Source organism: Methylocystis sp. sgz306128, assembly GCF_056032725.1.
In genome coordinates, this window is sequence record NZ_JBVYWO010000013.1 from 42,695 (window position 1) to 60,569 (window position 17,875).

The 17,875-nt window shown below is 60.2% G+C and carries 15 protein-coding genes and 1 riboswitch; of the genes, 6 read left to right on the forward strand and 9 right to left on the reverse strand.

From position 1 onward, the window contains the following. Positions 1-175 precede the first annotated feature (175 nt). Together rhaS and AC0N03_RS15185 are read right to left on the reverse strand one after the other, a co-directional pair. Positions 176-1,183, reverse strand: a complete 1,008-nt coding sequence (gene rhaS, locus AC0N03_RS15180; protein ID WP_474289712.1) for a rhamnose ABC transporter substrate-binding protein — start codon at positions 1,181-1,183, stop codon at positions 176-178. 64 nt (positions 1,184-1,247) lie between these two features. After that, the gene (locus AC0N03_RS15185; protein WP_474289714.1) at positions 1,248-2,066 is read right to left on the reverse strand and encodes a DeoR/GlpR family DNA-binding transcription regulator; all 819 of its coding nucleotides are present in this window, start codon (positions 2,064-2,066) and stop codon (positions 1,248-1,250) included. Between the two features lie 177 nt (positions 2,067-2,243). On the opposite strand from AC0N03_RS15185, the gene AC0N03_RS15190 reads away from it, so the two are divergent. Both AC0N03_RS15190 and rhaI read left to right on the forward strand, forming a co-directional pair. Continuing rightward, on the forward strand, positions 2,244-4,331 hold the full coding sequence (locus tag AC0N03_RS15190; RefSeq protein WP_474289716.1) for a bifunctional rhamnulose-1-phosphate aldolase/short-chain dehydrogenase: 2,088 nt from the start codon (positions 2,244-2,246) through the stop codon (positions 4,329-4,331). 105 nt (positions 4,332-4,436) lie between these two features. Then, positions 4,437-5,729 carry an L-rhamnose catabolism isomerase gene (gene rhaI, locus AC0N03_RS15195; RefSeq protein ID WP_474289718.1) on the forward strand — a complete coding sequence of 431 codons (1,293 nt, stop codon included), beginning with the start codon at positions 4,437-4,439 and terminating at the stop codon, positions 5,727-5,729. Between the two features lie 118 nt (positions 5,730-5,847). Here the strand turns inward: rhaI and AC0N03_RS15200 are convergent, their stop codons facing one another. Then, positions 5,848-8,004 carry a malate synthase G gene (locus AC0N03_RS15200; protein ID WP_474289721.1) on the reverse strand — a complete coding sequence of 719 codons (2,157 nt, stop codon included), beginning with the start codon at positions 8,002-8,004 and terminating at the stop codon, positions 5,848-5,850. Between the two features lie 157 nt (positions 8,005-8,161). Next, positions 8,162-8,268: riboswitch (TPP riboswitch) on the forward strand. Between the two features lie 40 nt (positions 8,269-8,308). Here AC0N03_RS15200 and AC0N03_RS15205 point away from each other — a divergent pair. Then, positions 8,309-9,577 (forward strand): purine-cytosine permease family protein, encoded by a 1,269-nt coding sequence (locus tag AC0N03_RS15205; protein WP_474289723.1) that lies wholly within the window; start codon positions 8,309-8,311, stop codon positions 9,575-9,577. Between the two features lie 60 nt (positions 9,578-9,637). Here the strand turns inward: AC0N03_RS15205 and thiD are convergent, their stop codons facing one another. Both thiD and AC0N03_RS15215 read right to left on the reverse strand, forming a co-directional pair. Next, complete coding sequence (thiD, locus tag AC0N03_RS15210) at positions 9,638-10,474, reverse strand: bifunctional hydroxymethylpyrimidine kinase/phosphomethylpyrimidine kinase (protein ID WP_474289725.1); 837 nt, start codon at positions 10,472-10,474, stop codon at positions 9,638-9,640. Continuing rightward, the gene (locus tag AC0N03_RS15215; RefSeq protein WP_474289727.1) at positions 10,474-11,481 is read right to left on the reverse strand and encodes a Gfo/Idh/MocA family protein; all 1,008 of its coding nucleotides are present in this window, start codon (positions 11,479-11,481) and stop codon (positions 10,474-10,476) included. Before AC0N03_RS15215 ends, thiD begins: the two co-directional genes overlap by 1 nt. A gap of 369 nt (positions 11,482-11,850) precedes the next feature. Between AC0N03_RS15215 and AC0N03_RS15220 the strand changes: the two genes are divergently transcribed. Beyond that, a complete protein-coding gene (locus AC0N03_RS15220) occupies positions 11,851-12,225 on the forward strand; it encodes a hypothetical protein (RefSeq protein ID WP_474289729.1) in 375 nt (124 codons plus the stop codon). A 143-nt stretch (positions 12,226-12,368) separates the two neighbouring features. Next, complete coding sequence (locus tag AC0N03_RS15225) at positions 12,369-13,172, forward strand: enoyl-CoA hydratase (protein ID WP_474289731.1); 804 nt, start codon at positions 12,369-12,371, stop codon at positions 13,170-13,172. Between the two features lie 16 nt (positions 13,173-13,188). Here the strand turns inward: AC0N03_RS15225 and AC0N03_RS15230 are convergent, their stop codons facing one another. Genes AC0N03_RS15230 through AC0N03_RS15240 form a run of 3 tightly spaced genes read right to left on the reverse strand, consistent with a single transcriptional unit; the run spans position 13,189 to position 15,727 of the window. Beyond that, on the reverse strand, positions 13,189-13,305 hold the full coding sequence (locus AC0N03_RS15230) for a DUF2474 family protein (protein ID WP_474289733.1): 117 nt from the start codon (positions 13,303-13,305) through the stop codon (positions 13,189-13,191). Next, positions 13,302-14,306 carry a cytochrome d ubiquinol oxidase subunit II gene (gene cydB, locus AC0N03_RS15235; protein WP_474289735.1) on the reverse strand — a complete coding sequence of 335 codons (1,005 nt, stop codon included), beginning with the start codon at positions 14,304-14,306 and terminating at the stop codon, positions 13,302-13,304. Before cydB ends, AC0N03_RS15230 begins: the two co-directional genes overlap by 4 nt. Beyond that, positions 14,303-15,727 carry a cytochrome ubiquinol oxidase subunit I gene (locus AC0N03_RS15240; RefSeq protein ID WP_474289737.1) on the reverse strand — a complete coding sequence of 475 codons (1,425 nt, stop codon included), beginning with the start codon at positions 15,725-15,727 and terminating at the stop codon, positions 14,303-14,305. Before AC0N03_RS15240 ends, cydB begins: the two co-directional genes overlap by 4 nt. Positions 15,728-15,947: 220 nt before the next feature. Here AC0N03_RS15240 and AC0N03_RS15245 point away from each other — a divergent pair, with 220 nt between their 5' ends. After that, positions 15,948-16,799, forward strand: a complete 852-nt coding sequence (locus AC0N03_RS15245; protein ID WP_474289739.1) for an HTD2 family dehydratase — start codon at positions 15,948-15,950, stop codon at positions 16,797-16,799. A gap of 21 nt (positions 16,800-16,820) precedes the next feature. On the opposite strand, the gene AC0N03_RS15250 is transcribed toward AC0N03_RS15245, so the two are convergent. After that, positions 16,821-17,875: hypothetical protein (locus AC0N03_RS15250; RefSeq protein WP_474289741.1), on the reverse strand; the 1,055-nt coding region annotated here is incomplete at its 5' end.

The following is a 17,875-nucleotide window of genomic DNA, read 5'->3' on the forward strand; positions in this document are numbered from 1 at the left end:
CTCAATATCGAAAAAGCCTGCAGAACACGCCGCCGCGTCCGGCACGGCGATGCGCGGGCAAGGGGAGGAGGCTCTGTTACCGCGCAAGCGGTTCTGCAGGGAGTTCTGGATGGCCGGGCGAGGCCCGGCCATGACGGTTCAGGCGGCGTGGTGCCGCGCGCCTCTGATCACCGGATCAGAAGATCTTGGCGAATTTCTCGATATTCGACTTGTCGAACGTGTAGGGATCGGCCATGGCGGCGGAGCCGTCTTCGCCGATCTTGATATCGCCCATGCGGCCGACATGGATGGTCGAGCCCGGTGCGCCGGTGGCCTTGCCGGAAACAAGCTCCGCCGCGATGGTGATGGCGGAATATCCGAGGTCAATCGGGTTCCAGATGGCGAAAGTGTCGGTGACGCCCGCCAGGACGGCGCCCTTCATTTCGGACGGCAGGCCGAGGCCGGTGACATAGACCTTGCCGGTGAGGCCGGCGTCAGCCACAGCCTTGGCAGCCGCGACAATGCCCACCGAGGTCGGCGCGATGATGCCCTTGAGGTTGGGATAGGCCTTGAGGAGGCCCTGAGTCTCGCGGTAGGACTTGTCGGCCATGTCGTCGCCATAGACCGTGGTGACGAGCTTCATCTTGGCATATTCGGGCTTGGCCCATTCCTTCTTCATTTCCTCGATCCAGATATTCTGGTTCGTGGCGGTGGAGGTGGCCGAAAGAATGGCGACTTCGCCTTCGTTATGCAGGGTCTTGGCCATCATCTGCACGCATTTTGCGCCGATCAAGGCATTGTTGGACGGGTTGAGATGCATGATGCGGCCGCCCGCTGCAACGCCGGAGTCAAAGGAAATCACCTTGATGCCGCGCTGCATGGCCTTCTTGCACACCGGCACCAGCGCGTCCTGATCATTGGCGGAGATGGCGATGGCATCGACCTTCTGCGCGATCAGCGAATCGATGACGGCGATCTGCTCTTCGGCGGTGGTCTTTGTCGGGCCGGTGTAGATCACCTCGACATTGCCGAGTTCCTTGGCGGCTTCAAGACCGCCGTCGCGCACGGCGTCGAAGAAGCCGATGCCAAGCGCCTTGACGACAAGGGCGATGCGGACCTTGTCGGCGGCCATGAGCGGCGAGGCGGTGCCCGCCGCAAGGGCGGTGCCGCCCATCAATTGCAGAACTGTACGACGTGAAATCATTTTTCTCTCCCTTTTATCAACCCGCAGGATTGCGGGCTTTTCTCGTTATGATCCTCGCCGCGCTTCATGCCGCGGATGAGGCGCCTACGAAATCCTTGATCTGACAGACGATCACCCGCACGCCGGCGGCGCGCAGCATGTCCAGCGCCTCCGGCGGTGCCGACGGGTCGGTGATCAGCGTATCAATGCGCGAAAGCGGGCAGACCACCAGCGAGCCGCGCGGCTCGAATTTGGAGCCGTCCGCCAGCACATAGAGCTTGTCGGCGCGCTTGAGCATCTTGGCTTCGGCGCGGGCGATCAGCGGGTCGCCCTCAACCAGCCCCAGCGGGCCGACGGAAATGGCGCTCATGAACATCCGGCTGGCCGAATAATGCTGTATGGCATCGTCGTCGAAGGGCGAGACGATGAGCTTCTGCTCGCGGTAGACTTCGCCGCCGGGCAGGGCGACACGGCACTGGCTCTCGTGAATGAGCATCTCTGCCAGCGGATAGGAATTGGTGAGGATCTTCAGCCTGCGGGGGCGCAGGAACGCACCCATCTGATAGGTGGTGGTGCCGCCGTTGATGATAATGGCCTCGCCGTCCTCGCACAGATCGACGGCGGCCTGGGCTATGGCGCGCTTGGCCGCGAGATTCTGCCCCTGACTCGACTCGAATGAGCGTGTGGTCAGCGCGGCCTGATCGCCATTGATATTGGCCGGGTTGCGAATGGCCTCCAGCCCGCCGTGAATGCGGCGGCCAAGGCCCTGATCGGCGAGCTTGGCGAAATCCCGGCGCACCGAGGCGGGCGATGCGCCCGTGGCCTCGCACACGTCAATCACCTGCACGAGGCCGCGCTCGTGAAGCAGGGACTGGATGATCTGCCATCTTTCCCGTTCGTGCATGTCTTGCTCCCTATTGATCAAAATTAGTCAAAATAGATCATGGCTGTCAATCATGATTATTGAATTGAGCGAAATATCGCGTTGCAGCAAAATATTGCGATGCAATATGATTGAAATTGATTGACGATGATTATTTGCGCTCTTATGGTCACAGCGTCTTAAAGGAGTGAATGCGCAATGTCTGATCAGCAAATTCCCAATCTGTGGCAAGATTCCGTCGCGGCAACGCTTGATGAGCCAGAATTGCTGCTCTACCGCTCCAACCTGCTCGGCAGCGATCTGCGTATTACCAATTTCGGCGGTGGCAATACATCCGCCAAAATCATGATGGCTGACCCGCTCACCAAGGCCATGACCGAGGTGCTCTGGGTCAAGGGCTCGGGCGGCGACATCGGCTCGATGAAGCTCGATGGCTTTTCCACTCTTTACATGGACAAGCTCAACAGTCTGAAGGGGCTCTATCGCGGGCTGGCCCATGAGGACGAGATGGTCGGGCTGTTTAATCATTGCACCTTCAATCTCAATCCGCGCGCCACCTCCATCGACACGGCCCTGCATGGTTTTGTTCCGCACAAGCATGTTGATCATGTCCATGCCGATGCCGTGATTGCCATTGCCGCCTCGAAAAACGCCGAGCAGCTGACGCGTGAAATCTTCGGCGGCGAAATGGGTTTTTTGCCCTGGCAGCGTCCGGGGTTCGATCTTGGCCTGAAACTCGGTGAAATGGCGTCGGCGCATCCTGAATATGTTGGCGTCGTTCTGGGCGGCCACGGCCTGTTCACATGGGCGTCGACGTCCAAGGCCTGCTACGAGATGACGTTGCGCATCATCCAGAAGGCGGCAGACTGGCTGGCTGCCAACGAGAAAAAGCCCTCCTTCGGCGGCGCGAAAGTGTCCTCGCTGAGCGCCGAGGCCCGCGCCGCTGTTGCCGGCCGGCTGCTTCCTGCCATCCGCGGACGCATCTCGGCGCATGAGCGCAAGGTCGGTCATTTCACCGATGCGCCGGAAGTGCTGGAATTTGTCAATTCCAATGCGTTGGCCGCTCTTGCCCCGCTTGGCACCTCCTGCCCGGATCATTTCCTGCGCACCAAAATCTGCCCGCTGGTGGTTCCCTTTGATCCGGCTGCGGGCAATATTGATGCCGTGCTCGACCAGCTCGATGCGCTCATTGCTGATTATGCGGCTGGCTATGCCGCCTATTATGGGCGGTGCAAGCACTCCAATTCCCCGGCCATGCGCGACCCCAATGCCGTGATTTATCTTGTTCCCGGCGTTGGAATGATCTCTTTTGCCAAGGATAAGGCGACGGCGCGTATCGCATCCGAATTCTATATCAACGCGATCAATGTGATGCGCGGCGCGTCCGGCGTTTCAAGCTATGTCGGCCTGCCGGAGCAGGAAGCTTTCGACATCGAATATTGGCTGCTCGAAGAGGCGAAACTGCAGCGCATGCCAAGGCCGAAATCCCTCGCCGGGCGCGTGGCCTATATCACCGGCGGCGCGGGCGGCATCGGTCAGGCGACAGCCGCGCGCCTGCTTTCCGAAGGAGCCTGCGTGGTGCTGGCCGATATTGATGGCGCCTCGCTTGAAAATGCCGTGCAGGGCTTCGGCAAGAAATTCGGCAGGGATAATGTGCGCGGCACGCTGCTGGACGTCACCAGCGAGGATGCTGTCGCCCGCTCCTTCCATGAGGCAGTGCTCGCTTTCGGCGGGCTTGATATTGTCGTCTCCAACGCCGGAATAGCGTCGGCCTCGCCGGTGGAAGATACGAGCCTCGCGCTGTGGCAGAAGAATATCGACATTCTCGCCACCGGCTATTTCCTTGTCTCGCGCGAGGCGTTCCGGCTGTTCCAGCGCCAGAAGGCCGGCGGCAATGTGGTGTTTGTCGCCTCGAAGAACGGACTGGCGGCATCTGCCGGCGCCTCGGCCTATTGTGCGGCCAAGGCGGCCGAAATTCATCTTGCCCGCTGCCTGGCGCTGGAAGGCGCGGCGCATGGCATTCGCGTCAATACGGTCAATCCGGATGCGGTGCTGCGCGGTTCAAAGATCTGGCAGGGCGAGTGGCGCCAGCAGCGCGCGGCCTCCAACAAGGTTTCGGAGGATAATCTTGAAGAGGTCTATCGTCAGCGCTCCATGCTGAAGCTTTCGGTCTTTCCGGAGGATATTGCCGAGGGCATTTATTTCTTCGCCTCCGACCTGTCGGCCAAATCCACCGGAAATATCCTCAATGTCGATGCGGGCAATGCCCAGTCTTTCACGCGGTGATCTTTCATCCCGCCCGTCTCCCAAAGGGAGAAGGAGTTCCCTCTCTCCGCATGCGGGGAGAGGGTTAGGGTGAGGGGCGCGCGCCCTTCTTTTAAAGGTGTTCACATGACCTATCTGATCGATAACGGCTTTATCGCCGAACAGAATTCCAAAGCGCAGTCGCATCTTGACGAAGATTATGCGGCGTTGTCCCGGCAGCTGGAGCGCCGTTCCATAGATGTGGACGACATCGCGGCCAAGGTGACGGCCTTCGGCGTTGCCATTCCCTCGTGGGGCGTGGGTACGGGCGGCACCCGGTTCGCCCGCTTTCCGGGGCTGGGCGAGCCGCGCCACATCTTCGACAAGCTCGATGATTGCGGCACCATCCAGCAACTGACGCGCGCCACGCCCGCCATATCGCTGCATTTTCCATGGGACAAGGTTGAGGATGTCGCCGAACTTAAGGAAAAGGCCGCAGCCAAGGGGCTGGGTTTCGATGCTGTCAATTCGAACACCTTTCAGGATCAGCCGGGACAGCCGCATTCCTACAAATTCGGTTCGCTGTCCAACGCAGATGCCGCCGTGCGGGCGCAGGCCGTGGCGCATAATCTCGAATGTATCCGGCTTGGCCAGCAGCTTGGCTCGAAAGCGCTCACCGTCTGGGTGGGCGACGGCTCGAATTTTGCCGGTCAGTCCAGCCTGACAAAGGCTTTCGACCGCTATCTGGCCGCCATGCATGAGGTTTATGCCGGCCTGCCCGCCGACTGGCAGGTGTTTCTTGAGCATAAGATGTTCGAACCGGCCTTCTATTCGACGGTGATCTCGGATTGGGGTTCCAGCTTTCTGGCGGCGCAGGAACTTGGACCCAAGGCCAAATGCCTTGTCGATCTTGGCCATCATGCACCTAATGTCAATATTGAGCAGATCGTCGCGAGGTTGGTGCGCTTCGAGAAACTGGCCGGTTTCCATTTCAACGATTCAAAATATGGCGATGACGATCTCGATGCGGGTTCCGTCGAGCCCTTCCGGCTGTTTCTGGTCTTCAACGAACTGGTCGATGCGGCGCATCATCACGCCAAGGGTTTTAATCCGGCCTATATGCTCGATCAATCGCATAATGTCACCGACCCGATCGAGAGCCTGATGCAATCGGCTATCGAGGTGCAGCGGGCCTATGCGCAGGCTCTGCTGGTGGACCGCGTGGCGCTGGCGGCGGCGCAGGAAGCCAATGATGCGCTTGGCGCCCATCTTGAACTGAAAAAGGCTTATCTCACGGATGTTTCGCCCATTCTGGCCCGTGCCCGGCAGAATTCGGGCGGCGCGATCGACCCGGTCGGCGTGTATCGCCTGTCGGGGTATCGGCACCGCAAGGGGCAGGAGCGTCCCGCCGTCAGCGGCACCAGCGCGGGAATCGTGTGAGATTTGCGCGGCATTAATCTTGCGAATGAGCCGCTCCGTCATTGCGAGAAGGCGCAGCCAACGCGGCAATCCAGAGCACTGGATTGCTGCGCTGCGCTCGCAATGACGAAAGAAGCTCTCAGCCCGCCGCCTTTTTCTCGAGGCGGCGCTTGTGCAGCACCGGCTCCGTATAGCCCGATGGCTGCTCGCGCCCCTTGAACACCAGATCGCAGGCAGCCTGAAAGGCAATGCCGTCATAGGCCGGGGCCATTGGCTGGTAGAGCGGATCGCCCGCGTTCTGCCGGTCGACGACCTTGGCCATGCGCTTCATCGCCTCCATGGCTTCGTCCTTGCTGACAACGCCGTGGTGCAGCCAGTTGGCCATGTGCTGGCTGGAAATGCGGCAGGTGGCCCGGTCTTCCATCAGCGCCACGTCGTAAATGTCCGGCACTTTCGAGCAGCCGACGCCCTGATCGATCCAGCGCACGACATAGCCGAGGATACCCTGGGCATTGTTGTCAAGCTCCTGCCGGATGTCTTCCGGTGTCCAGTTGATGTCGCGCGCAAGCGGCAGCACCAGCAGGGAGTCGAGCGGGGGTACCGGCCGCCCCGAAAGCTCGTTCTGGCGCGCGGTGACGTCGGTCTTGTGGTAATGCGTGACATGCAAGGTCGCGGCGGTGGGTGAGGGCACCCAGGATGTATTGGCGCCTGCGTCGAGATGGGCGCCCTTCTGTTCGAGCATTGCGGCCATGAGATCGGGCATGGCCCACATGCCCTTGCCGATCTGCGCCTTGCCCTTCAGGCCGCAGGCAAGACCGATGGCGACATTGCGCTCCTCGTATGTCTTGATCCATTCCGTGCCTTTGATCGCGGCTTTGCGCACCACGGGGCCGGCCTCCATCGCGGTGTGGATTTCATCGCCGGTGCGGTCGAGAAAGCCGGTATTGATGAAGAACACGCGGCTTTTGGCGGCGCGGATACATTCCTTGAGGTTGGCCGAGGTGCGGCGCTCCTCGTCCATGATGCCGATCTTGATCGTGTTGGCGGGCAGGCCCAGAGCCGCTTCGACCTCCGAGAAGGCCTCGCAGGCGAAGGCCACCTCGTCCGGCCCGTGCATCTTCGGCTTGACGATATAGATCGAGCCTTTCACCGAATTGCGCAGCAACGACCCTGCGGATTTTTTCAGATCATGAATGGCGATGGCGGAAGAGATAAAGGCATCGAGCAGACCCTCCGGCACTTCATGGCCCTGATTGTCATAGGCGGCGGGCGTCGTCATCAGATGTCCGACATTGCGGTTGAGCATCAGCGCGCGGCCCTTGACGGTGAGCCTGCCGCCGGGCGCCTCGAAGGTGCGGTCGGGGTTGAGGGTACGGGTCAGGGTCTTGCCGCCCTTTTCAAACGTATCCTTGAGGTCGCCCTTCATCAGGCCCAGCCAGTGGCGATAGACCACCACCTTGTCGGCGGCATCGACGGCGGCCACCGAATCCTCGCCATCCATGATGGCGGTCAGGGCAGCCTCAAGCCGCACATCGGCCACGCCGGCCTTGTCGGTCTTACCGATGGGCGAAGCGGCGTTGACGACGATCTCCACATGCAGGCCGTTGTGGCGCAGCAGCACGGAGGAGGGCGTCTCCTTCGCGCCGAGCCATCCGGCGAACAGGGCCGGATTTTTCAGTGCGGCGCGGGCGGCACCCTGCTGCACGACAAGCGCGTCACCCTCAATTGCATAGAGCGTTGCATCGGCATGGGAACCCGATGTCAGCGGCGCGATGGAATCGAGAAAATTGCGCGCCCATGCGATGACTTTGGCCCCGCGTTCGGCGTCGTAGCCCGGCTTGTGCTCGCCCGGAATGGCGTCTGTGCCGTAGAGCGCATCATAGAGGGAGCCCCAGCGGGCATTTGCGGCATTGAGCGCATAGCGGGCATTCATCACCGGCACAACCAGCTGCGGGCCGCCCACCACGGCGATTTCATCGTCGACATTTGTGGTCTCGACCGAAAAATCCGGCCCTTCCGGCACGAGATAGCCGATTGAGGTCAGGAATTCGCGGATTTTAGCCGGATCACGCGGCTTGCCGCGGTTTTCACGCTCAAAGGCGTCGATTTTTGCCTGTAACTCGTCGCGTTTTGCCAATAGCGCCCGATTTTTTGGTGCAAGCTTGTTGATGAAAGCATCCAGGCCGCTCCAGAATTGCTGGGGTGAAATGCCTGTGCCGGGCAGGGCTTCCGCTTCGATGAAGGTTTTGAGCTCTTGATGGACGCTCAAACCGCCCAACTGCACCATGCTGGCCATAGGTCACTCCTTTAATTGTTGTTCTTGACTTAAATCGTCATTCTTGGGGCGTTGATACAATGTCGGCGCGGCAGTCTCAAGAATATCGCGCCACTCCCTTTTCCATAATGTGGAAAAGCTTTCGATCTTGACAAGATAAATCCGTGGTGAAATCTGTACCGATAGCTCGGGGTGCCGGTGTGCCGGCTGAGAGAGGATGCAAGTCCTCGACCCGCAGAACCTGATCTGGGTCATGCCAGCGGAGGGAAGCGCCCACATTATGACGCTGAATCCGTTCGTCATGTCCCCATAAATGGGGGTAGACATGTCTGAACGCAATCAATCGCTTAATCCTGTGCCGCAGGCGCAGCGCGTGCTCGATCTTTTCGACTATGCCAGTCTCTGGGGCTCGCTTGGTGTCGGCCTGCTGGTCATGCTGGCGGGGGCGTCGCTGCTGCCGGGCCTGAGCGCGCCGCAGGCTTTTGCCGCGATCATCGTCGGTTCGGTGCTGGGTGCGGCTTTTCTTGGCGCGATCGGGCGCCTCGGCGCGGCAACGGGGCTCTCCAGTGCAGGGCTTATCCGCCCGACACTGGGCCGGTCTCTGGCGTTTCTGCCGATCATGCTCAATATTTTGCAGCTCATCGGCTGGGCGCTGTTTGAAATTATTGTCATGCGTGACGGCCTTCATGCCGTGCTGGGCGCGGGCGGCGTTCAGATTCCGGCGGCGGCGCTGACGATCATTGTAGGGCTGGTGCTGGCCGGCTTGCTGGCGCTGGCGATGACGGGCTTCGTGCGCAAGTTCATTCGCGGCATCGGCGTGAGCCTGATGGTTCTGGCTCTGGCCTGGCTGACCGTTCAGACATTGCGTGCCGGTTTTTCTGCCGGATGGGACAATGTGTTCAAGCCCGGCGATGGCTCGATGAGCTTTGCCGCGGCCATTGACCTCGTGATCGCCATGCCGGTTTCATGGGCGCCGCTGGTCTCGGATTATACGCGCTTTGCCCGGGCGCCGGGGCGCGCCTTTGCCGGCACGGCGCTGGGCTACGGACTGGCCAATGGCTGGTGCTTTGCGCTTGGCGTTCTGCTCGCGGCGCTCAATCCCGGCGCGGAGATGATGGCGGCGATCACGCTCCTGCCGGTTGGCGCTGGCGCGCTGGCGCTCATTCTGGTGGATGAGATGGACAATGGCTATTCCGATCTCTATTCGGCGGCCGTCTCGGGGCATGGTCTGGCAACGCCGCTGCCGGTGCGGGGTCTTGGCCCGGCGCTGGCGCTGCTTGGCACGGCTCTGGCGCTTTATCTTCCCATCGCCAATTTCTCGGACTTTCTGAGCAAATATACCGATTTTCTCTATCTGATCAGCTCGGTTTTCGTGCCGCTATTTGCGGTCGTGCTGGCGCATTTCCGCCGCCCCACGGATCTGGCGCGCGTGCCTCTGCTCGTCTGGCCGGCCATAATCGCCTGGGTTGCGGGGTTTGGCGTCTATCAGGGCTTCTTGCGGTTTCTGCCTGACTGGGGCGCGACATTGCCTTCGCTGATCGCGGCCTTTGCGCTTTATGTGGTTCTGGAAAAGGGCCAGCCGCGCGCAGCCTGAATGCGTGTCCCGCGCGGCCGCTTTGCACGGTCGCGCAGGCGGGCTCATGCAGAGCGCAGCTCAATCGCTCGGGATAGAGAATTTATGCATCGTCTGCGGCGCGAAGCCGTGGTTGAGCGGGCCGTGGCCGTGGCCGGTGCGCACGTCCGCACCCGCTGCGATGGCCTGTGCGATGAAGGTGCGCGCCCGGACGATCGCGTCTTTCAGCGTGTGGCCCAGCCCGCAATAGGCGGCTATGGCCGATGAGAGCGTGCAGCCCGTCCCATGAAGATTATGCGAGGCGATGCGCGGGCTCTGCATGGCGATGGCCGCTTCGGCATTGATGAACAGGTCTGTCAGCACAGGGCCGCTCAGATGGCCGCCCTTGGCCAGCACCGCCTTGCAGCCCAAGGCCAGCAGGCCGCGCGCCGCTTCCTCCATCTGGGTTACATCGGCGACATTTGCGCCATGCAACAGGCCAAGTTCATCCAGATTGGGCGTGACGAGGTCGGCGAGTGGAAACAGTTCCCGGATAAGAACGGCGACGGTTTCGGGTTCGATCAGCCGTGCGCCGCTGGTCGCCACCATCACGGGGTCGAGTATGATGACTTTCGGCTGCCAGTGGCGCAGTTTTGCCGCAACCATGCGTACCAGATCAGGCGCATGCAACATGCCGATCTTCACAGCATCGACGCCGATATCGCTGAACACGGCATCGATCTGCGCGCCGACCACATCGGGCGGCAGGCCGTGGATCGCGGTGACGCCCAGCGTGTTCTGCGCCGTGACCGCCGTAATGGCGCTCATGCCATAGCAGCCGAGCGCGGAGAAGGTTTTCAGATCGGCCTGAATGCCCGCACCGCCGCCCGAATCCGACCCGGCTATGGTGAGCAGCCGCGCGTAGCGATGGCTTTGCATCAAGGCTTTTCCCAGTGGTTAGACCGCATCGAACGGAACAGGGCATCGATGATGCGCATGTTCTGCACAGCGTCCTCCATGCCATATTCAAGATGCGTCTCGCCCAGCACAGCGCGGGAAAAGGCTTCGCCCTGCAGGGTATACTGGTCGCAGGCAGGGATCACTTCGGCACGGATGCCGGAGCCGGCGAGATCGTTGCCGTCGTCGATGAATATGCGCGTTTCGCCGCCGGCAGGCGCATTGAAAGGAATCTGCACCTCGATGCGGCCCTTGGTGCCGCAGATCTGCACACGCTGGTAAGGCACAAGCTGGGTCGAGATCGTGAAGGTGAGATGGCGCCCATGGCCGAAGTCGGCAAGGCCGCTTGTGAGCCGGTCAGTGGCAAATTGCGGGTCGTTTTCGGCAACGCCGATCACGCGCTCAGGGTCCGCGCCGAAAATATAGCGCGCGGTGGTGAGCGCATAGCAGCCGATATCGTAAAGCCCGCCGCCGCCGATATCCGCCTGATTGCGCACATTGGCTGGATCGTCGTTGAAATAGGAAAAGAAGGTCTGGATGGCCTTGACATCGCCGATGGCTCCGCCTTGCACCAGTCCGCGCGCCCGCTGCCATTGCGGATGGTGGCGTACCATGAAGGCCTCGGCAACAAGCTTGCCGGCCTTTTTTGCGGCGGCGGCGAGGCGGCCGGCTTCCTCGGCGGTGAGGGCAACCGGCTTTTCGCACAGCACGTGCTTGCCGGCCTCCAGCGCCGCAATGGACAGCGGCACATGCAGATGATTGGGCAGCGGATTATAGACTGCTTCTATATCGGGATCGGCCAGCAGCGCCTCGTAGGAGCCATAGGTGCGCTCGATGCCAAGATCCTGCGCCATTTCATTGGCCTTGGCGACATCGCGCGAGCCGACGCCGAGAATTTTCACATGCGCCGCCTTCTGCATGGCGGGAATGACCTTGGCCCAGCCGATATTTGCCGTTGAAATGACGCCCCAGTTCACTTGCCGTGTCATGATCGCAATCTCCCCTGTGATTTGGCGCAAACTAGCCCGGCACAGGGCGCAATGTCACGCGGTGAATGGCGCCCGCGGCGCAAAAATCGGACGCTTTCACTCCGGGCGATTGTTCGGCATATCGGGTTCTGTTCGCAGCGGAGCGGCTTGATTCGCAGCAAGCGCGCGCCAGAACCGGCTTTGAATCATGTTGTCATCATATGAGCAGATGAGAGCGTGGTGCGAATTGCCGTTTAGGGCCAAGGGATTGGCCGCCGGCTTGTACAGTGCCTGCTGGTCTGCGCCGCGGCGGTTTGACGCAGAATCGGAATCTTGCCAATGATATGCAGAGCTGTTCACCCGGATGGCCTTTTCGTCGTGGGGGTTTTTATGCGTTTGATTTCATCCACCTATTTATTGCTCGGATCCATTTATATTCTCATCGGCATGGCAGTGGGCATCGGCATGGGCATAACGCAGGATTTTACCTACGCGCCGCTGCATGCCCATATCAATCTGGTTGGGTTCGTGCTGCATACGGTTTTCGGGCTTGCCTATCGGGTCATCCCGTCGCTGGGTGAGAGCCGGCTGGCGAAATATCAGTTCTGGATCTATGCGATTTTCGCGCCGATCCTCATGCTCGGCGTCTATCTGACCATCAGCGGCATCAATCATGCGGTGGTGGCGATTGGCTCCATCGGCGTATTCGCGGGGACGGCGCTGTTCGCTTTGCTGGTCTGGCAGAACTGGCTGCGCGGCAACTGAGCCTCTTGTGCACCGCCTGCTGTATGAAAGCGGGCAGAGTCCATTGGAAGATTGAAGGCGCGCTTCCCGCCTCAGCTGCCGCATTGCCTTGTGGACCGTTCATGCACTAGCATGAGACTGTGAGAAGCAGGCGGGGCAGAACCATGATACCAGCGGCAGAGCCTATGCCCGTCCTCGTCGATTGGGGCGCGGACGGCGTGGTTGAGATCAGGCTTAACAGGCCCGAAAAATTCAATACGCTGTCGGAGGCCGTGCTGGAGGCCATGCAGGCGGCGCTCGACCGGATTGCCGCAGATGATGCGGTGCGCTGCGTTGTCTTGTCGGCCAATGGCAAGGCCTTCTGTGCGGGGCATGATTTGAGGGAAATGCGCGCCCACGCCGATGTCGGCTATTATCGCGCGCTGTTCTCGCGTTGCGGACAGGTGATGCAGAGCATAGCGCGGCTGCCTGTGCCGGTGATTGCGCGCGTGCAGGGGCTCGCCACTGCGGCGGGCTGCCAGCTTGTCGCCACCTGCGATCTGGCCATTGCGGCGCGTTCGGCGCGTTTTGCGGTCTCGGGCATCAATCTGGGACTTTTTTGCTCAACGCCCGCAGTTGCTCTTTCGCGCAATGTGCTGCCGAAGCACGCTTTCGACATGCTGGTGACCGGCGATTTCATCGATGCCGAGACGGCGGCGGCGCGCGGCCTGATCAATGCCGCAGTGTCCGACGAGCGGCTCGACGAAGCGCTGGCCGCCAAGGTGGAAACCATTCTGAGCAAGGATCCGGTCGCCGTGCGCTATGGCAAGGCCATGTTCTGGCAGCAGCGGCAGATGCCGCTGGCAGAAGCCTATGAATTTGCGGGCGATGTCATGGCCCGCAACATGATGGAAGCGGATACATGCGAGGGCATTGACGCTTTTCTGGACAAGCGGGTGCCCGAACTCCGGTTCCGGCGGCAGGGGTGAAGCGGGCTGTCCTGCGTTATTTCAGCAGCAGCCGCAACAGCATGGCGACCGAGGCCAGAGCCGCGACGCTGGCGAGCCAGATCAGTACGAACCAGCCAAGACGGCTGCGCAGCGGCGCGGTTTTGTCGGTCAATGATAGCCCCCCGCCGTATTGACCTTGCCGCGGAAAACCCAATAGGCATAGGCGGTGTAGGCCAGCACCATCGGCACTAGCACCACTGCGCCGACGAGCAGGAACCTGAGGCTGTTGTCGGGACCCGCCGCCTGCCAGATGGTGACGGAATTGGGCACGATATGCGGATAGAAGCTGATGCCCAGACCGATATAGCTGAGCACGAACAAAGACAGCGAGGCCAGGAACGGGCTGAGCTCCCGCCGTTTTTTCAGGCCGCGGAACAGGCTGTAGGCAGCAAGCAGCACGAACAGCGGCACCGGCACCACCAATGCAAACTGCGGCCAGACCAGCCAACGGCTTTTGTAGATGTTATTGAGAAAGGGTGTCCAGAGACTGACCACGCCGATGAAGGCCAGCGTGAGCGGCGCAGACACATAAGCGATCTGATAGGCGCGCCTCTGAACGTAGCCTTCCGTTTTCCAGATCATCCACGTTGCGCCCAGCAGCGCATAGCCGATCACGAGCGCGAGGCCGGTTGTCAGGCTGAAGGGCGTCAGCCAGTCCCACCAGCCGCCGGCATAGGCGCGGTTGGCGACGGGAATGCCCTGCACAAGCGCGCCAAGGGCCACGCCCTGCGCGAAGGCGGCAAGCCACGAGCCGCCGGCAAAGGCCCAGTCCCAGAGAAACTGCCCGCGCCGGGTCTTCCAGCGAAATTCAAAGGCGACGCCGCGGAAGGCAAGCGCTAGCAACATGGTTATGATGGGGGCGTAGAGCGCCGACATGATGATGGAATAGGCCAGCGGAAACACGGCCAGCAGGCCGCCGCCGCCGAGTACGAGCCAGGTTTCGTTGCCATCCCAGACAGGCGCGACGGAATTCATCATTTCATCACGATGCGCTTCACCTTTGACAAAGGGAAAAATTATCCCGACGCCAAGGTCGAAGCCATCAAGAATCACATAGGCCAATACCGCGAAGGCGATCAGTGCCGCCCAGATGAAGGGATAATCGAGGGTCATTGGAACCTCCGCGAGATTATCAGCTTGCCCTGTGCATCGACAAGGCTGGGTGCGGGCATGATACCGCTGGCCCGGATCGGTTCTCCGGCCGGTAAATCATGTTCAGCGGCTTCCGGTGCCTTATTCATCAGGCGCAGGATGTAGAAGAAACCTGCGCCGAACAGAGCAAAATAAACCACAATGAAGGCGATAAGCGATGTCCCGACCGCTGCCGCAGCGACAGGGGAGACCGAGTCCGCTGTTTTTAGCAGGCCATAGACCGTATAGGGCTGACGTCCGGCCTCGGTCGTGACCCAGCCGGCGATGACCGCGATAAATCCGCTCGGCCCCATTACAATGGCAGCGAGATGCATGAGCGGCGTGTCGTAAAGGCGATCCCTGAGGCGCAGCCACAAGCTCCACAGGCCCAGACCGAGCATGGCAAATCCGAGCCCGACCATTAGACGGAAACTCCAGAAGAGAATGTCGACCGGCGGGCGTTCGCTGGCCGGCCATTCCTTGAGGCCGCGGATGCTGCCATTCCAGCTATGGGTGAGGATTATGGCGCCAAGATGCGGTATGGCGATCTCATGATCCATGCGCTGCTGACCGGGATTGGGTATGCCGAACAAAATGAGTGGCGTGCCGCGGGTCGTTTCGAAATCGCCCTCCATCGCCGCAATTTTCGCCGGCTGATATTCGAGCGTGTTGAGGCCATGCGCGTCGCCGGCAAGGATCTGGACCGGCGCGACGATCACGGCCATCCACATCGCCATGGAGAACATGATCCGCGCGGCGGGATTGGCGCGATCACGCAGAAGATGCAGCGCGCCGACGGCACCCACGACAAAAGCCGTGGTCAGATAGGCCGCAAGCACCATATGTACCAGCCGATAGGGGAAGGAGGGATTGAAGATCACCTGCATCCAGCTTGTAACGACAAATTGACCTGCAGCATTGGTGGCATAGCCTGCCGGGGTCTGCATCCAGCTGTTGACGGCAAGAATCCAGAAGGCAGACATGAACGTGCCAAGCGCCACCATTGCCGTGGCAAGAAAATGCAGTTTCCTGCCGACGCGCGCGAGGCCAAAAAGCATCACGCCAAGAAAACCGGCCTCAAGAAAAAACGCCGAGAGAACCTCATAGCCCATCAATGGCCCGATCACCGGACCGGCCTTGTCTGAAAATACGCTCCAGTTGGTGCCAAACTGGTAGCTCATGACAATGCCGGAGACAACGCCCATGCCGAAGCCGACGGCAAAGATCTTTTTCCAATAGGTGAATAGATCGAAATAGACCGGGCGGCCCGTCCAGAGCCAAAGGCCGTTCAGCACGGTCAGATAACTCGCCAGCCCGATGGAGAAGACAGGAAAAATAATGTGAAAGCTGACGGTAAAGGCAAATTGCAGGCGGGCGAGGGTGAGTGCATCCAGCGCGGTCATGACAGCCTCATTTTAATGCTCGGACGTAAATCACATTTTCTTGATGTATAAGCCGGTTTAAAAAAGAACAGGAGCAAACCGACACTTTTGAGGCGATATCCTGCGGCATTTTGGCCGCAATCATTCGCCTGCCGGGCATCGGTTTTTGCCAATCCGGTCCCATGCTATAGTATAAAGGCCCTGTTTTAGCGGCAAAGTTCAGGACGAGGGAGGCCAGAGCGTGGGTGAAGCAGACATCGGCCAGATCGCGGAGCGCTGGATCGGGCGGCGTTTCGAGCGCAGCGATATGATAACCCGGCGCATGACGGAATATTTCCGCATGATTTTCGCGCCGCATGTCGCCATGACGAGCGAGGTGCCGCCGGGTTTTCTCTGGTGTCTGGCGCCGGACGTGGTTTCGTCTGACCATCTTGGCCCGGACGGGCATCCGCGCACCGGCCTGTTCATGCCCGATCTGCCGTTCGGACGGCGCATGTGGGCGGGCGGGGAACTCATCCGTCATGGGGATTTCTTTATCGGCTCGACCATTTCAAAGTCGAGCATCATCGAGAATATCACCATCAAGCAGGGCCGGACGGGGCAATTGTGCTTTGTCACCCTGCGCAGCCGATATTGCGAGGGCGCGCGGCTTGTTGTCGAGGAGCGTCAGGATATCGTGTTTTGTGACGCACCAGGCTCTGGTGAGCCCCGCTCCGCGCCGGATCACACACGTGAAGGACTGGAGCCCTGGCTTGGCCGGTGGGAGCTTGTGCCCGATCCCGTCCTGCTGTTTCGCTATTCGGCGCTCACGTTCAACGGCCACCGCATTCATTATGACTATCCCTACGCCACCGGCGTGGACGGCTATGCGGGGCTGGTGGTGCACGGCACGCTGCAGGCCACATGGATGCTCAATCTCGCTGCCGCGACGCTTGGGCATAGTCCACGCCGTTTTGCCTATCGCGGGCTGGCGCCGCTCATTGCCGGCGCGCCGGTGCGCATCGAGGTGTCCGCACTGTCCGGGCCGGAGCTGGAAGCGCGGGTTGTGTCCGGCGACGGCATTGTGACAATGGCCGCCAAAATTGCGGCATGACGATCCCTGTCAGCTTTATCCTCAGGATGTGAATCCAAAGTGCCATTGCGCTGCCGACAGTGAAGACAGAGTCATGCCCACCAGCGTGAGTTTGTCGTTATGCGCATCGGTGATCGTGATATTTGAGCCGGATTGCTTCGCACTACTATAGAATGTCGCCCAGTCGGCAAAATCGCTGGTTTTGAGATAGGCCATGTCCGAACTGGTGTTGAAGCCGGTGAGACTGACATAGCCGAATTGGCCTTGCAGATAATAGGCGTTGCTCTGGTGCGTGGCGGCGGCGCTGATAGTTGTGTGCACGCCAAGCGAGACGGTTTCATTGCTGCCATTTATGGTTGCCGACGCGCGCGAAGCCAGCTTGATGGTGACGCCAGAGCCGTTGATCGTCGCCAATCCGGTGAGGTTGATGGTATCGCCAGCGCCACTGATGTTGACGGTGGTGTTGCCAGAGCCGTTGAGATTCAGCGTGTCATTGGCACCGAGATTAATTGTAGAACCGCCTACCCAACCACTGGTTATTCCCAGCGTAATTTTCCGGTTATCGCCAATGTTGAAGACCATGTTTTGCCAGACGCGATTAGTGAACTTGTCGATATAGGAAAACGTATCGGTGTAGGTGATATTGTTTGAGGTGTAGCTGGCGATGCCGCCGCTGCTGCTGGTGTAATTAACGGTCACGTCAGCATTTACGCCTTCGAAGGCCAGGGTGTTGTTGGCATTGCCGGCGACGCCGCTGACTGTGCCGTTCGCAACATTTTTGACGAGAATCATATCATTGGAACCGGTGAGATTCAGCGTGTCATCGGCGCCCATGTTGATAGCGCTGGCGCTGGCGGTGAGGCTCAATGCCAGATTTGACGCGATGTTGAAGGTGCTTGCGCCGCTGAAGCTGGTGATGTTCTGGAAATTGTCCTGATACGAGACATTATTGTGCGTATATGTGGCAACACCACGGCCGTTGCTGGTGAGATTGACCGCAACACTTTCGTTCACACCCGCAAAGGAGAGCGAACTGTTTCTGCCGCCATTTATAGTTATATTGCCATATCCGGCGGTCAGGGATGTGTTTGTTCCAA

Coding starts and splice junctions, on each gene's coding strand:
- cydB (WP_474289735.1), bottom strand. CDS start 14,306: ATGACCCTCGATTATCCCTTCATCTGGGCGGCACTGATCGCCTTCGCG.
- AC0N03_RS15215 (WP_474289727.1), bottom strand. CDS start 11,481: ATGACACGGCAAGTGAACTGGGGCGTCATTTCAACGGCAAATATCGGC.
- AC0N03_RS15185 (WP_474289714.1), bottom strand. CDS start 2,066: ATGCACGAACGGGAAAGATGGCAGATCATCCAGTCCCTGCTTCACGAG.
- AC0N03_RS15200 (WP_474289721.1), bottom strand. CDS start 8,004: ATGGCCAGCATGGTGCAGTTGGGCGGTTTGAGCGTCCATCAAGAGCTC.
- AC0N03_RS15225 (WP_474289731.1), top strand. CDS start 12,369: ATGATACCAGCGGCAGAGCCTATGCCCGTCCTCGTCGATTGGGGCGCG.
- AC0N03_RS15190 (WP_474289716.1), top strand. CDS start 2,244: ATGTCTGATCAGCAAATTCCCAATCTGTGGCAAGATTCCGTCGCGGCA.
- AC0N03_RS15240 (WP_474289737.1), bottom strand. CDS start 15,727: ATGACCGCGCTGGATGCACTCACCCTCGCCCGCCTGCAATTTGCCTTT.
- rhaI (WP_474289718.1), top strand. CDS start 4,437: ATGACCTATCTGATCGATAACGGCTTTATCGCCGAACAGAATTCCAAA.
- rhaS (WP_474289712.1), bottom strand. CDS start 1,183: ATGATTTCACGTCGTACAGTTCTGCAATTGATGGGCGGCACCGCCCTT.
- thiD (WP_474289725.1), bottom strand. CDS start 10,474: ATGCAAAGCCATCGCTACGCGCGGCTGCTCACCATAGCCGGGTCGGAT.
- AC0N03_RS15220 (WP_474289729.1), top strand. CDS start 11,851: ATGCGTTTGATTTCATCCACCTATTTATTGCTCGGATCCATTTATATT.
- AC0N03_RS15205 (WP_474289723.1), top strand. CDS start 8,309: ATGTCTGAACGCAATCAATCGCTTAATCCTGTGCCGCAGGCGCAGCGC.